At 67.6% G+C, this 12,087-nt stretch carries 14 protein-coding genes and 1 pseudogene; 9 read left to right on the top strand and 6 right to left on the bottom strand.

The window, feature by feature from the left end:
* The first annotated feature begins 4 nt into the window (after nt 1–4).
* On the top strand, nt 5–217 hold the full coding sequence (locus T398_RS16600) for an FmdB family zinc ribbon protein (protein ID WP_496447999.1): 213 nt from the start codon (nt 5–7) through the stop codon (nt 215–217).
* Between the two features lie 117 nt (nt 218–334).
* The gene (locus tag T398_RS16595) at nt 335–3,121 is read left to right on the top strand and encodes an ATP-binding protein (RefSeq protein WP_496447998.1); all 2,787 of its coding nucleotides are present in this window, start codon (nt 335–337) and stop codon (nt 3,119–3,121) included.
* A gap of 26 nt (nt 3,122–3,147) precedes the next feature.
* Here T398_RS16595 and T398_RS16590 read toward each other — a convergent pair whose 3' ends face one another.
* A complete protein-coding gene (locus T398_RS16590) occupies nt 3,148–3,873 on the bottom strand; it encodes a methyltransferase domain-containing protein (RefSeq protein WP_496447997.1) in 726 nt (241 codons plus the stop codon).
* Between the two features lie 206 nt (nt 3,874–4,079).
* Here T398_RS16590 and T398_RS16585 point away from each other — a divergent pair, with 206 nt between their 5' ends.
* Both T398_RS16585 and T398_RS16580 read left to right on the top strand, forming a co-directional pair.
* The gene (locus T398_RS16585) at nt 4,080–4,442 is read left to right on the top strand and encodes a tetratricopeptide repeat protein (RefSeq protein WP_018811550.1); all 363 of its coding nucleotides are present in this window, start codon (nt 4,080–4,082) and stop codon (nt 4,440–4,442) included.
* Between the two features lie 79 nt (nt 4,443–4,521).
* Nucleotides 4,522–4,776: a Smr/MutS family protein gene (locus T398_RS16580; protein WP_496447994.1), complete on the top strand. Its 255-nt coding sequence runs from the start codon at nt 4,522–4,524 to the stop codon at nt 4,774–4,776.
* On the opposite strand, the pseudogene T398_RS16575 reads toward T398_RS16580, so the two are convergent.
* Both T398_RS16575 and T398_RS16570 read right to left on the bottom strand, forming a co-directional pair.
* Nucleotides 4,772–4,999, bottom strand: a pseudogene (locus T398_RS16575) (flavin reductase); the annotation flags it as partial. The gene T398_RS16580 and the pseudogene T398_RS16575 overlap by 5 nt on opposite strands.
* Before the next feature lie 569 nt (nt 5,000–5,568).
* On the bottom strand, nt 5,569–5,835 hold the full coding sequence (locus tag T398_RS16570) for a hypothetical protein (protein ID WP_026275732.1): 267 nt from the start codon (nt 5,833–5,835) through the stop codon (nt 5,569–5,571).
* A 114-nt stretch (nt 5,836–5,949) separates the two neighbouring features.
* Between T398_RS16570 and T398_RS16565 the strand changes: the two genes are divergently transcribed.
* From T398_RS16565 to T398_RS16555, 3 genes are all read left to right on the top strand, one after another.
* Nucleotides 5,950–6,738, top strand: a complete 789-nt coding sequence (locus T398_RS16565) for a GntR family transcriptional regulator (protein WP_496447992.1) — start codon at nt 5,950–5,952, stop codon at nt 6,736–6,738.
* Nucleotides 6,735–7,289 carry a GCN5 family acetyltransferase gene (locus T398_RS16560; protein WP_496447990.1) on the top strand — a complete coding sequence of 185 codons (555 nt, stop codon included), beginning with the start codon at nt 6,735–6,737 and terminating at the stop codon, nt 7,287–7,289. Before T398_RS16565 ends, T398_RS16560 begins: the two co-directional genes overlap by 4 nt.
* A 104-nt stretch (nt 7,290–7,393) precedes the next feature.
* Nucleotides 7,394–7,570 carry a DUF397 domain-containing protein gene (locus T398_RS16555; RefSeq protein WP_496447989.1) on the top strand — a complete coding sequence of 59 codons (177 nt, stop codon included), beginning with the start codon at nt 7,394–7,396 and terminating at the stop codon, nt 7,568–7,570.
* A gap of 213 nt (nt 7,571–7,783) precedes the next feature.
* Here the strand turns inward: T398_RS16555 and T398_RS16550 are convergent, their stop codons facing one another.
* The gene (locus T398_RS16550) at nt 7,784–8,275 is read right to left on the bottom strand and encodes a DUF1579 family protein (protein ID WP_496447988.1); all 492 of its coding nucleotides are present in this window, start codon (nt 8,273–8,275) and stop codon (nt 7,784–7,786) included.
* Between the two features lie 364 nt (nt 8,276–8,639).
* Here T398_RS16550 and T398_RS16545 point away from each other — a divergent pair, with 364 nt between their 5' ends.
* Nucleotides 8,640–9,689 carry an RNA polymerase subunit sigma-70 gene (locus tag T398_RS16545; protein ID WP_496447987.1) on the top strand — a complete coding sequence of 350 codons (1,050 nt, stop codon included), beginning with the start codon at nt 8,640–8,642 and terminating at the stop codon, nt 9,687–9,689.
* A 241-nt stretch (nt 9,690–9,930) separates the two neighbouring features.
* Nucleotides 9,931–10,560 carry a uridine kinase family protein gene (locus T398_RS16540; protein WP_496447985.1) on the top strand — a complete coding sequence of 210 codons (630 nt, stop codon included), beginning with the start codon at nt 9,931–9,933 and terminating at the stop codon, nt 10,558–10,560.
* 700 nt (nt 10,561–11,260) lie between these two features.
* Here the strand turns inward: T398_RS16540 and T398_RS16535 are convergent.
* Together T398_RS16535 and T398_RS16530 are read right to left on the bottom strand one after the other, a co-directional pair.
* Nucleotides 11,261–11,686: a hypothetical protein gene (locus tag T398_RS16535; RefSeq protein WP_496447983.1), complete on the bottom strand. Its 426-nt coding sequence runs from the start codon at nt 11,684–11,686 to the stop codon at nt 11,261–11,263.
* Nucleotides 11,683–12,075: a helix-turn-helix domain-containing protein gene (locus T398_RS16530; RefSeq protein ID WP_491639600.1), complete on the bottom strand. Its 393-nt coding sequence runs from the start codon at nt 12,073–12,075 to the stop codon at nt 11,683–11,685. Before T398_RS16530 ends, T398_RS16535 begins: the two co-directional genes overlap by 4 nt.
* Between the last annotated feature and the right edge of the window lie 12 nt (nt 12,076–12,087).

Raw genomic sequence — 12,087 nt, 5'->3', positions numbered from 1 at the left:
AAGCATGCCCCGGTACGAGTTTCGTTGCCGCGTCTGCGGCGGCACCTTCGAGGTCAGTCGACCCATGGCCCAGGCCGCCGAGCCGGCTCGCTGCCCGCAGGGGCACGACGAGACGGTCAAACTCCTGTCCACAGTCGCGACAATCGGCCGTAGCGGATCGGGCGGGACCGCTCCCGGCGCAGGTGGGGGCTGCTGCGGCGGGGGCTGCGGCTGCTAAACCGGTTCGATTCGTCAACGTCTCATCCGCGCTTGCCGACGTCGGCGTGGAGTGGCACGTTGGAGCAAGGACCGGGCCGTCATTCTCGCGATATGTGACGGGCTGGGTTCAGGCAGCATGAACCAGACGTCCTGGGCGGAGGTTCCACGCATGTCGCCACGGATCCACCTCCCGACCGGGTGGGTGACCTTCGTCTTTACCGACATTGAGGGCTCCACCCGGCTGGCCCAACTGCTCGGGCCGGACTACCGGCCAGTGCTGCGGGAACACCGGCGCCTGCTGCGCCGGACCATCGTCGCCACCAAGGGGGCGGAGTTGCTCACCGAGGGCGACTCGTTCTTCCTGGCCTTTGCCGACGCGTCCGCCGCGCTGACCGCCTGCCTGGCTGCCCAACGCGCCCTGACCAGCCACGACTGGCCAACCCCGGATGCCACCCCACGGGTGCGGATGGGGCTGCACACCGGGTGGGCGGAGCCCCGCGACGGCGAGTACGTGAGTGCGGAGGTGCACCGGGCCGCTCGGATCGCCGCCGCCGCGCACGGTGGACAGGTGCTCTGCTCGGCGGCGACCGCACGGCACGCCCATCCGTTGCCCGGCGGCGCCTCCCTACTCGACCTGGGCCTGCACCGACTGCGTGGCTTCGACGACCGGGAACGACTCTTCCAGCTGTCCGCCAACGGTCTGGAGCGGCAGTTCCCGCGTCCGCGTACCGCGGACGCGGTGGCGCACAACCTGCCCACCCCGATCACCTCGTTCGTTGGCCGGCAGGCCGAGTGGGCCGAGCTGCGCCGGTTGGTGGAGAGCTACCGCCTGGTCACGGTGGTCGGCGCGGGGGGCTCCGGCAAGACCCGGCTGGCGGTGGAGCTCGCCGCCGACCTGGTCGAGTCCCATCCGGACGGTGTCTGGTTCGTTGACCTCGCCACGGTGGCAGAGCCGGGGCTGGTGGCGTACGCGGTCGCCGCCGGGCTCGGTCTCCGTCCGGAGCCGGGCCGTTCGATGGTGGACACCCTGGTGGAGTACGCCGCTGCCCGCCGGATGCTGATGCTGCTGGACACCGGGGACGCCCAGCTGTCGGCGTCCGCCCAGGTGATCTCCCAGCTGCTCGCCGGTGGGGTGGGGGTGCGGGTGCTCGCGACCAGCCGGGAGTCGTTCGGACTTCCCGGCGAGGTGGTGTGGCGCATTCCTCCACTCTCGGTCGACCCACCGGTGGCCGGAGCGGAGAGCGACGCGGTTGCCCTGCTGCTCGACCGCGCCACGGCGGCGCGGGGTGGCCGGCGGCCCGACCCGGCGGAGTGGGTGGACCTGCGTCGGGTCGTACGGCGGTTGGATGGCCTGCCGCTCGCCATCGAACTGGCCGCTGCCCGGCTGCGGGTGCTCTCGGTCGGGCAGCTCGCCGACCGGCTCGACGACGTTCTGGGTGCCCTCGACGCCGGCCGGGGTGATTCCGAGGCCGGGCTGGTCGTGCGGCATTACAGCATGCGGGCGAACCTCCGCTGGTCGTACCAGCAGCTGGGCCCGGGGGCGGCCCGGCTGCTGCGCTGGCTGGCGGTGTTCGCCGGGCCGGTGGATCTGGCAGCGGTGGAGTGGCTGTTGGACGGCGACCAGCTCGATCCGCTGTCGGTGCTGGTGGAGAAGTCGATGGTGTTGGCCGAGCCGGAGGGCGGTGGCAGCACCTATCGGTTGCTCGACCCGATTCGCGCCTACGCGGCTGGCCGGTTGGTGTCGGCGGGTGAGGAGCAGGCGGCGCGGAATCGACACGTGGCCTGGTCCGCACACGCGCTACAGCGGTTGGGCTTGGGGCCGGACGGCCGGCCGGTAACGCTCTCGCTGCACGCGTTCGACCCACTCGCCGGGGAGCTGCGAGCGGCGCTTCGTTGGTGCGCGACGGGCGGTAGCGCCCGGGCGGGGCTCGCGCTCGTCGTCGGGATGGACCAGTGGTGGCGGGAGCGGGGCCTGGCCGGGAAGGGCCGACTCTGGTTGTCCCGGCTGTACGACCGGAGCGTCGAGACCGATGAGCGCATCCCGGACCCGGAGCTGGCGGCGGCGCATCACACGCATTCCTTGCACGCGGGGGCGGCCGGCGACTTCGGCGCGGAGCTGCGCCTGTCGCAGCGGGCGGAGACGGTGGCCCGCCGGGCCGGCGACGCCGGACTGCTGGCCCGGGTGCTGGCCAGCCGGGCGGCTCCCCTGGTTGACCTGGGGCAGTTCGCCGAGGCGGAACAGGTGTGCCGGGAGGTCATCGATTGGGCGCAGCGGCAGGACGTGGTGGAGGACGCCCTCTTCGCCGTCCTCAGCCTGGCGGAGTTGCTGTGGCGTCGGGGTGCCTTGGACGAGGCGGCGGAGCTGCTCGGCGCGGCCCGCCCGGTTGAGGCGGGACGCCCGGTGGAACGGGGCCGCCGGACGGTGGACATGCTGCTCGGCCTGGTGGCGCTCGCCCGGGGCGACCTGATCGCCGCGCACGAGCATCTGTTGGCCTCGCTGCGGTCCCGGATGGCGCACGGTTTCCACCGCCGTGCCTGTGACACCATGCAGGCGATCGCGGTGCGCTGTGCCGCGGGTGGTGATCCGTTGACCGCCGCCCGTCTCTTCGGCGCGGCACAGGCGCGGGGGGCCGCCCTGGGCGCGGCGCCGGGCATCAACGGCGACTACCTTGCGCGGTGGCAGGCGCAGGTGCGCGCGGAGCTCGGCGATGTCAGCTTCGACCGGACGTACGGCGAGGGCGCGGGGTTGGGCATTCGGGAGGCGGCGGCGGTTGCCCTCGGCGTCGAACACCCGGACCTGGCCGCTGATTCGACCCGTTTCGCCGCTGGGGTCGCCCCATCCGCGCTCACCAGCCCCTTGGAGCGGCCACTGCACGCCCCGAGCACGCCGGATCCCACCCGGGTCGGTCCCGAGCCCGACTGAGCTGTCGGTCCCGAGCCCGACTGAGGTCAGGCGAAGAAGCGGGCCAGGTGGGCCTGGGTGGGGGCGGGCGCACCGGGCGGTAGGAGGGTCAGGTCGGCGAAGACGCTGGCCCCGTCGCAGCCGGCGTGCAGGGGGTACCAGCGCGGCGCGTCCGGCGGGCGTTGGAGGCAGATGCCCTTGATGGTCTGGATGTCGAGCAGCCGTACGTGGGTGGGGTCGGCGACCGCGTTGACATGCCCCCACCAGGGGCTCATCACGTGCAGGACGCCACCGGGTCGGAGCACCCGGTGCGCCTCGTCCACCAACGGTAGGAAGTCGATCAGGTGCTCCAGGATGTGGACGGCGAAGAAGACGTCCACCGAGTTGTCGGCCAGCGGCAGGGTGCGCGACAGGTCGGCTACCGCGTCCACCCCGACCGCCGGAAAGATGTCCAGGCCCAGGTTGTCCGGCCACTGCTTGGTCCCCCCGCAGCCCAGGTCCACCACGACCGGGTCCCGGTCCCCGACCCGGACCCGGGCCCAGATGGCCAGGACCCCGGCGAGCCGGCCGACCTGGTCCCGCACCAGACGTAGGTCCTCCGGCTCATCGACCTCTCCGGTCAGGTGGGCTACTCCCCGGTCGAATTCCACCCCGACGGCGAGATCCCGCAGCCGGCTGTCGTGCCGCGCCTGGTCTGCCCAGGCATCGGCGAGGAACTCGTCAGCCGCCCGCAGCCGTTGGGCTGAGGGCGGGTTCACTGTCAGCGCGACCATGGCACACCTCCGGCCGCCCGTTACCCGGAAACCCGCCCGGTATGCCCCCGGTTTCGGCGCGCTGAATCCGGCCGTGGGTCGCTTCGGGTTCCCGCCCTCGGGCCGGTGAACCTATTCTCAACCGGTAGGCCGGCTGGCTGCCGCCGCCGGTGCAGCGCGCCCACCGTGCCGGTGCCGGTGCCGACACGACATGAGGGGTGGGGCGGATGGATCTGCTGGCCGAGTACCGACGGGCGACCCGCTGCTTCGAAGCTGGTGACCCGTCCGAAGCGGCTCGGTTGCTCGAGCCCATCCTCGCGGCCGAGCCCGGCAACACCGCCGTTCGTCAACTGCTGGCCCGGGCGTACTTCTCCTCGGCGCAGCTCAGCCGCGCCGAGGAGCAGCTACGCGAGCTGGTTGATCGGGACCCGAGTGACCACTACGCCCACCACGTGTTGGGTCGGACGCTGGAGCGGCTGAATCGACCGGTGGACGCGCTGCGGCATCTGCGGATCGCGGCGGCGATGCACCACGGCAACGCCGACTACCAGGCGGCGCTGCGCCGGGTGCAGGCCCGGGTCGGTCGCTGACCCTTACCGGGCGGCTCTTCGCCCGCCCCGACACCTACGATGGTGCTGGCAACGGAATCGACCCGGCGGAGGCCCGGCGGTGAAGCTGAAGCTGGACCTGCACGACATCTACAACCGGGGCACCGACATCGACCGGGCCCTGCGCGGAATCATCGACGAGGCGGTGGCGAAGAAGGCCACCCTGGTGGAGATCATTCCAGGTAAGGGGTCCGGCCAGCTCAAGAAGCGGGTGCTGCGGTTCCTTGATCAGAAGGACGTCAAGGTGCTCTACCACCGGGTGGAGAAGGACTCGAAGAACTTCGGCCGGGTCTTCGTGCACTTCCGCTGGAAGTAGGGTGTTCGGGTTCCGCTCGCCAGCACCAGTGCACAAACCTTTCTCTGAGGTCGGGCCTGGTGCCGTTGAGCTGGGATAGCTGATCAGATGCCTCGGCGAGGAGCTTGCCTTGGTGGGCCAGGAGGGCTGACCTCCGGCCGCGATACTCGGCCAGCAACGCGAGCCGCGCGGGCTGGCAGGGCCAGTCGGCGCCGCAGGCCCGGCACCGCCACAGCGGGCGCATGGGGTCGTGTGCCCTTCTCACCACCGCCGGCTCCCACGCGTGTCGTGGTCACGTAGGCAGCGCTTGAGGTCACCACAGCGGGGGCACCAACTGCCCGAGCGGCTCTTGGTCACCAGGCCCAGGATCACCCCAACGGCGAGCCCAACGACGACGGCAATAGCAGCGACAACCATCGACGTCTCCTCAGTCTCGCCTGTCGGCGCTCTGGACGGGCGGCTGGTGCGCGGTCACCAGCGGCCTCCGTTGGCTCGCCACTGCTGGGCCGGGGTGAGCCAGCCGACGCGGCCTACCTGGGGGGTGGCGACGGTGGGCTGGGTCATCCACGCCGGCAGATTGACCGGCCTAGCGCGCTGCGCCAACGCAGGGCTGCGAGATGTGTTAGCGCAGCGCGCCAGCGCCGGCGGGTTACCCCTTCGACGGCGGAACCAGCGAATTCGCATTGAGTCTCCTTGATGGTGTTGGAGGGATCACCCCTCCGGTTCCAATGAGGTGGGCGGTCCGACAGCGCATCCGGACTGATGGGCGTGGGCTGTCGCTTCGCGGAGGGGTGGAACGAACCTGAGCCCGGTCTACATCCGGGCTTGCGCCCGCAAGAACTCCGTCACACGAGCGGCCGAATCAACAGCCTGCTCGACTGCGGTGCGCAACGGGGAGTACGCCAGATTTCTCAGATCCCGCGCGCTGTCGGCCTGGTCAAGACCAGCCAGCAAGACAGCGGTGTTGGCGAGTACGCGGTTCACGCCTTCCATCTCCCGGGAGAGTTCTCCCGCCTGAAGGTTGGTCGGCGTGACCTGCCTACCCTCACCGTTCATGCCTGCTCCCTCGGTGATAGTCACCCGACAACGCGTAACGTTGGTTTCATACCAACCATTCCAGCGTGCTGGAGCGCAGTCAAGCCCATTCGTCCCACTCGGTTAGATTGGTTGGGACCAAACCAGGAGGGTGGGAGCGTGGCGCAACCCAAGTACCGTCAGATCGCAGATGCCCTCCGAGCACGCATCGTCTCCGGAAATCTTGAGGTGGGCGATTGGCTCCCGACCGAGGCTCAACTTCAAGAGCAGTACGGCGTTTCGCGTAACACGGCCCGTGACGCCACCGCACTGCTCATCAATGAAGGGCTGATCGAGCGGATGCCGGGACGCACCGGCGGTATGCGGGTCCGCGAGAAGATCACGCTGACCTTCCACGCGCACCGTGCGGAGATGCCCAGCCCATGGGCCGAGACGGACGCGTGGCGCTCGGAGGTGGAGCAACAGGGATACGAGGCCAGGCAAGAGTTCCGGCTAACGATCGAGGTCCTGCCCGCGGACGTGGCCAGGCGCCTCCAGGTGGAACCTGAGTCCGCCGCAGCACTGCGCCGATGCGTCCGGTACGTCAACGGCGAGCCATCCTCGGTGCAGGACACCTACTACCCCATGGACCTTGCCGAACAGGTGCCGGAGTTGTTGTCACCCCGGGACATCCCGCAGGGCACCACCAGACTGCTGTCCGAGCTCGGATACCCGCAGGTGGCCTACTACGACGAGTACGCCGCGCGGATGCCCACGCCGGAGGAGGCCACGCTGCTACGGCTACAACCTGGCACGCCGGTGCTGCACTACATCCGCACCGGATACACCGCTGACCGGCCAATACGTGTGTCCGTCACCCCGTTCGCTGGCGACCGGAACCGGATCGTCAGTACCCATGGCGACGCCGACATCATCGCGCGCTTCCGCCCAGAAGAAGCACACAAATGATCATCACTCCTGCGCGGATGAGCGATGTCGACGTCATCATGAGCTGGCGACGCGAACGCGTGGCATGGCTCGCCGAACGAGGTGAGGAGCAGTGGTCGATCCCCCTGCCACGGTCCGGCGTGGCATCAACCGTTTCAGCCGGACAGACATGGATGGTCCGGGATGGTGACACCCCCATTGCCACGGTCACCCTGACCGCGTACGTTGACGTGGACGGACTGTGGAAGCCGGATCGAGACCCCGAGGCGCTGTGGTATCCGGAGGACGACCCCGCCGACGCGCTGTATGCCGCGAAAATGATGATCCCGCTGATCCACTCGGGCAACCACCTGGGCGGCGAAATGCTGGACTGGGCAGGCGGTCGGGCCTATGACGCCGGCCTGACGTGGCTACGATTGGACGCCTGGACAACCAACATGCGGCTACACGACTACTACCGCAGGCAGGGATTCCGCCATGTCCGCACGATTTCCTCGCGAGTGTCGGGGGCCTGCTTCGAGCGGCCAGCCCAGCCCTACGTAAACGGCAAGCTCAAGACTGAGGACGCCTAACGGACGCTTGGCGCACTCCGGCACGGGCACGCTGCCTGGCGGCAGTCGCTCGCTGGTGGCATGACTACACGGAGACGGGGCTACCTCAGTTCTTCGGGTTGTACGTGTCACTGGAGGACAGCGCGGAAACGATCCGACAGTACGAGGTCGAGTTGATCCCTGGCCTGTTACAAACGCGGGCCTACGCAGAGGGCGTCCGGGACAGCAAGGACCCAACCGGGCCGGCGCTGGTGTTCGGTCCGGCGGCGTGGCAGGCGTTCGTAGAGCACGCCCGGCGCTGACACGCAAGCACTTAAGCCCTCCGGCGCTGACGGGCTGGAGGGCTTAAGCATGCCCGGTCCCCGATGTCAGGTATCACCCCCCAGATGGCCGACAGGGGCTTCGAACCCGGCCGGGCGGCTCGGCTGGGATTCCAGGGGCCGCACCCGGCGGGCACCGCGCGATCGTTCTGGGGGGTGTGACTGATCGCGCGGTGCCCGTCACGTCAAGGTGGGTCAGGACACCTTCGTGAGGGTGGCGTGCATGAACGGAACCCAATTGCCGTCCGGCAGCGGGAAGTCGCAGTCGTAGCTGATGGAGCCGTCCTCGTTGAGCTTGCGGACGTACTTCGCCGGGCCGACCAGGACGAGCTTGTCGTCCTCGAACCCGCCGATGTAGTGACTCTGCTGCTCGTTGTACGGCCCGAAGCTGCTGAAGTAGTGCGACCGGAACTTCTGGGTCTCCGGGTCGAAGTCGAAGAACTCGTACCCGACGTCCGGCATCTTGCCCGCCGGCCCCATGTCGATGGCGCAGTTCCACCGGTGGACGAGGAAGAAGCCGCCCTCCAGCCACTCGAAGGTCTCGGTGCCCGACAGTTCGGCCGGTGGGCCCATGGGGCCGGCCTCGGTCTTGCCGCTGAGCTTCCAGGTGCCCACGAGGAAGTCCAGGCGCCGCAGCGCCGGGTCCGGCTGCGGCGGCGGGGGCATCTGCTGCTCGTTCTCAGACATGATCGCTCCTTGGCTTCTAGCAATGCGGATGGGCTATGGCGTGGCACCGGCGCGATCACGAGATCGGGCCGGTGCCGGGTGCACCACTTGACGCGGGCCACGGCCGCAGCCCACCGAATAGCGTGGTGCCGCGACGGTCGCGCCCGTTGACCGACTGGCGCACCTGCCACGTCACTTATGACGTCGGCGCCGCCGGCAACTCATCGGTTTCGGAAGCGATCGTGCAAAGATCGGCCATCCGTCCACCTGGTTGGTGGGGGATCGGTGGGATGAAACGCTGGCGTAGAGCGGGGTCGGCGTCGAGGTCCCACCCGCCGGATAGCGTGCCGCGTATATTTATTCTCCCATGGAGAAAGAGGGACAGATGGCGACCCTTGGTGCAGACGCGTCACAGCCCGGCGCAGAGCGGTCCACCGCCATCCTCGACGACGAAGACGACTTCGCGGCACTCGTCGAGAGGCATCGACGTGAGTTGCACGTCCACTGCTACCGCATGCTGGGGTCGTTCGAGGACGCCGAGGACCTGGTCCAGGAAACCTACCTTCGGGCGTGGCGCAAACGTGAGACGTTCGAGGGACGCTCCAGCGTCCGAGCATGGCTCTACCGCATCGCCACCAACGTCTGCCTCGACTTCCTCCGACGCAATGCCCGCACACCAGTTCCGTACCGCCAGCCAGCCCTGGGCGCCGGACCGTCCACTCCGCCGCCTCCGACGGACGAGGTTCCCTGGCTGCAGCCCTTCCCCGGCCACCTGCTTGAACCCGTCGCGCCGGCCGAGCGGCAGCCCGATTCTCAGATCATGGCGCGAGAGACGATCGAGCTCGCCTTCCTCGTGGCGGTTCAGCACCTACCCCCGCAGCAGCGGGCGGTGCTGATCCTGCGGGACGTCCTCGATTGGCCCGCCACGGAGGCCGCCGCGATGCTGGACATCAGCGTCGCGTCCGCCAACAGCGCACTGCAACGCGCACGGGCGACGCTGAAGGACCGCCTGCCCCCTCGGCCGAGCGACTGGGGCCCTGCGGCGGATCCGGCAGCGGCCGAGCGAGCCCTCGTGCGGCGCTGCATCGAGACGCTGGAGAACGCCGACGCCGAGAACTTCGCGAAGTTGCTCCGCGAGGACGTGCGGGTAACGATGCCACCGGACCCGTTCTGGATCGTTGGCCGGGATGTCTTCGTCGCAGGTCTCGTCGCACAGTTCGATCCGGCCTCGCCGGCGTTCTTCGGAACGTGGCGAGCCCTGCCGGCGCACGCCAACGGGCAACCGGCCGTCGCCGGCTATGTGTGTCGTCCCGGGGAGTCGGTCTACCGTCCGCAGGTGCTCAATGTCTTCCGAATCGAGGACGGCATGATCGCCGAGATCACCGCCTTCTCCCCCGAGGTCTTCGCCTCGTTCAACCTGCCCGAGTCGCTCTGACCTCGATCCGTCAGAGGGTTATGCTCCCTGCCTGACCGTTTCGGCTTGACCGTTTTGTCCGGGGCTTCCAGGCGGTGAATCACCACGTGTCGCTGTGGACGCGCGAGGTCTCCGGTCCTCGGGAACGCGGCCTTTCTGCTGGTAGGTGCTGGGATCTGCTGGTTAGGTGGCTGTTGGTAGCTGGGTGAGGCGTTGCCAGTAGAGGGGTCGGCGACCGGCGGCTCGCCGCGAAGGTGCAGTCATGAGGGACACAGCGATGCTCGATGTGGAGGAGTTGGCTCGCGTCGTGGCCGGCGCGGCACGCGGGCGCCCCAGGGTGCTGGTGGGCATCGACGGACCGGGGGGCTCGGGCAAGAGCACCCTCGCGGCTCAGCTCGGCGAGGTACTCGTCGGTGCGGCGATCGTGCACGTGGACGACTTCTATCTTCCGCCGGAACAGCACGGCAGCCGGGGGGATGCGGTCGGACCGCTGTTCGACCTGCCCCGCCTGGACCGGCAGGTCGTGACACCCGCGGCGGCCGGTGAAGCGCTGCACTATCAACGGTATGACTGGGACACCGCTGCGCTGGCGGACTGGATAGACGTCCCCGCCGAAGCCCCGGTGATCGTTGAAGGTGTGTTCTGCCTTGCGACGGAACTGCGGCAGGCCTACTCGTACACCATCTACTGCCGTGCTGATCCGGCTGTGCGACTTCGCCGCGGTCTGGACCGTGACGGTCCGGAGGCCCGGGCGCAGTGGGTCGATGAGTGGATGCCGGCCGAGGACGCGTACGCCAGCACGCAGGCGCCGGAGAAATTCGCACAGGTCGTGGTCGACAGCACCCTCGGTGGGGACGGCATCCCCCGTTTCCATCTCGTTCGCGGCATGTGACTCGTCGGAGGCCCTGGCTACGGAGCCAGGGCCTCCACGGCGAAGCGCGGGTCCAGCGGGGCCATGATGATTGTTGACGGCGTCTTCACATATAGTGATGAGCGCTACAATGGCGGGCGTCTAAAGCTGACGCAGTAACTGTGGCCGTTGCTGGTGTAGGCGGAGGAGCGGCTGGCGCCTGGGCAGGCGCGTACGTAGGTGGCGCGATGGGAATCGGGAGAAGGATTGGCTCATGGTTCTAGTCCTCCGAACTGCTGGTCCGCATGAAACGGAGGAAGCGTGACCGTGATCGCTGACACGGCAACTACCTACCGTGCCTCTAGTCTCGCTCTTACCCTTGGGCTTTTAATCGCAGCCGGGTCATGGTTCGTCGCCCTCGCATCGTGGTTCAATTGGAAGAATTACTTCGCGGGTGGACACGAGGGTAGAAGCGTAGCTGCAATTGCCTTGGCGTTTACCCTCGGGGCGGCATTCATGGGGACAACCTGGATCGAGCCCACCGCCAGCCTGTCGACGAATCTGATCGACGTTGTCCAGAATGTGTTGGTAGCCCTCATATTGCTGTCGGTGGTCTCAGTCGCCACGATATATTGGTTCAATCGACCTCAATTTCTGGTCCCTGGCCGCTACCGCAACCACCGTGGCCGGTGGGCGGAACGTGCATGGCGTGGACGCTAGGTTCGAGGATGAACTAGCGGATCTAAAGTTGCCGTAACTCATTGCCCCAGTAATGCTTGAGTAATGGAGCAGGCACGCCTATCAGTCTCGCTGCTTGCTGTACATGTACCCGGAGGTACGGCATTATAGTCGGGAGGCCGGCCTCGTGAGCAAAGTCGTCAAGAACTTGATCTGGTGGCTTGTTCACTGGTGTAGTCAGGTCGAATATCGCCGCAACGTCGACCTTGATCAATGCTTTGTTTCCGCGTAGCTCTATCTGCGCACGGAAGATGAACTCACCGTTTGATAGTGCCTGCTGGACATGCAAATCTGAGGAGTCACCGTCGACTGATATCTCTTTCATGTCAAAGCCGTCACGTCGCCGTGCTGACACCTCGTAAACGCGCACGTTCTCGAGGCTGAGAAGCGAGGTGAACTCTGCGGCGGTGGTGACAGTTTTTGAGGTCATGAAGAAAGTTCGATCACGGGGCGCAATTCGGCGGGAGTTTCCATCTCGTCACTTTCGCTGTCGACGGATGCTGGTATGTGGTAGCTCGCCTTCCAGGATGCGGCAAGGCCAGAAACCTCTACTATCAGTCGCACTCGGCCGCCCGACGCCCTCGCGTAGCGTTGGACGGTGGAGATTCTTGGATCCCCACCAGCTCGTTCGAATTTCGAGACGGCCGACTGAGTTGTCTCCATCTCGCTGGCCACGTCCGCCTGGGTAAGGCCTTGACGAACCCGCAGACCGACGAGTGTGTCGATCAGGCGTTCGACGTCTCGGGCGTCTTCCAGGGCTGCTTGAATGTGAGGATTGTCCGAATCTAGGCCGAGTAGACCGAAAAGTTCGTTTCCCATGTCTTGGCTCCC

Source organism: Salinispora goodfellowii (assembly GCF_059570675.1).
The sequence above is the reverse complement of the archived record's forward strand: the minus strand, read 5'-3'. Positions and strand labels throughout refer to the sequence as shown.

What these genes read in the sequence shown, in the direction of transcription:
- T398_RS16530 (WP_491639600.1), bottom strand. Translation starts at nt 12,075, where the DNA reads ATGGGAAACGAACTTTTCGGTCTACTCGGCCTAGATTCGGACAATCCT.
- T398_RS16540 (WP_496447985.1), top strand. Translation starts at nt 9,931, where the DNA reads ATGAGGGACACAGCGATGCTCGATGTGGAGGAGTTGGCTCGCGTCGTG.
- T398_RS16550 (WP_496447988.1), bottom strand. Translation starts at nt 8,275, where the DNA reads ATGTCTGAGAACGAGCAGCAGATGCCCCCGCCGCCGCAGCCGGACCCG.
- T398_RS16535 (WP_496447983.1), bottom strand. Translation starts at nt 11,686, where the DNA reads ATGACCTCAAAAACTGTCACCACCGCCGCAGAGTTCACCTCGCTTCTC.
- T398_RS16590 (WP_496447997.1), bottom strand. Translation starts at nt 3,873, where the DNA reads ATGGTCGCGCTGACAGTGAACCCGCCCTCAGCCCAACGGCTGCGGGCG.
- T398_RS16600 (WP_496447999.1), top strand. Translation starts at nt 5, where the DNA reads ATGCCCCGGTACGAGTTTCGTTGCCGCGTCTGCGGCGGCACCTTCGAG.
- T398_RS16585 (WP_018811550.1), top strand. Translation starts at nt 4,080, where the DNA reads ATGGATCTGCTGGCCGAGTACCGACGGGCGACCCGCTGCTTCGAAGCT.
- T398_RS16545 (WP_496447987.1), top strand. Translation starts at nt 8,640, where the DNA reads ATGGCGACCCTTGGTGCAGACGCGTCACAGCCCGGCGCAGAGCGGTCC.
- T398_RS16595 (WP_496447998.1), top strand. Translation starts at nt 335, where the DNA reads ATGAACCAGACGTCCTGGGCGGAGGTTCCACGCATGTCGCCACGGATC.
- T398_RS16560 (WP_496447990.1), top strand. Translation starts at nt 6,735, where the DNA reads ATGATCATCACTCCTGCGCGGATGAGCGATGTCGACGTCATCATGAGC.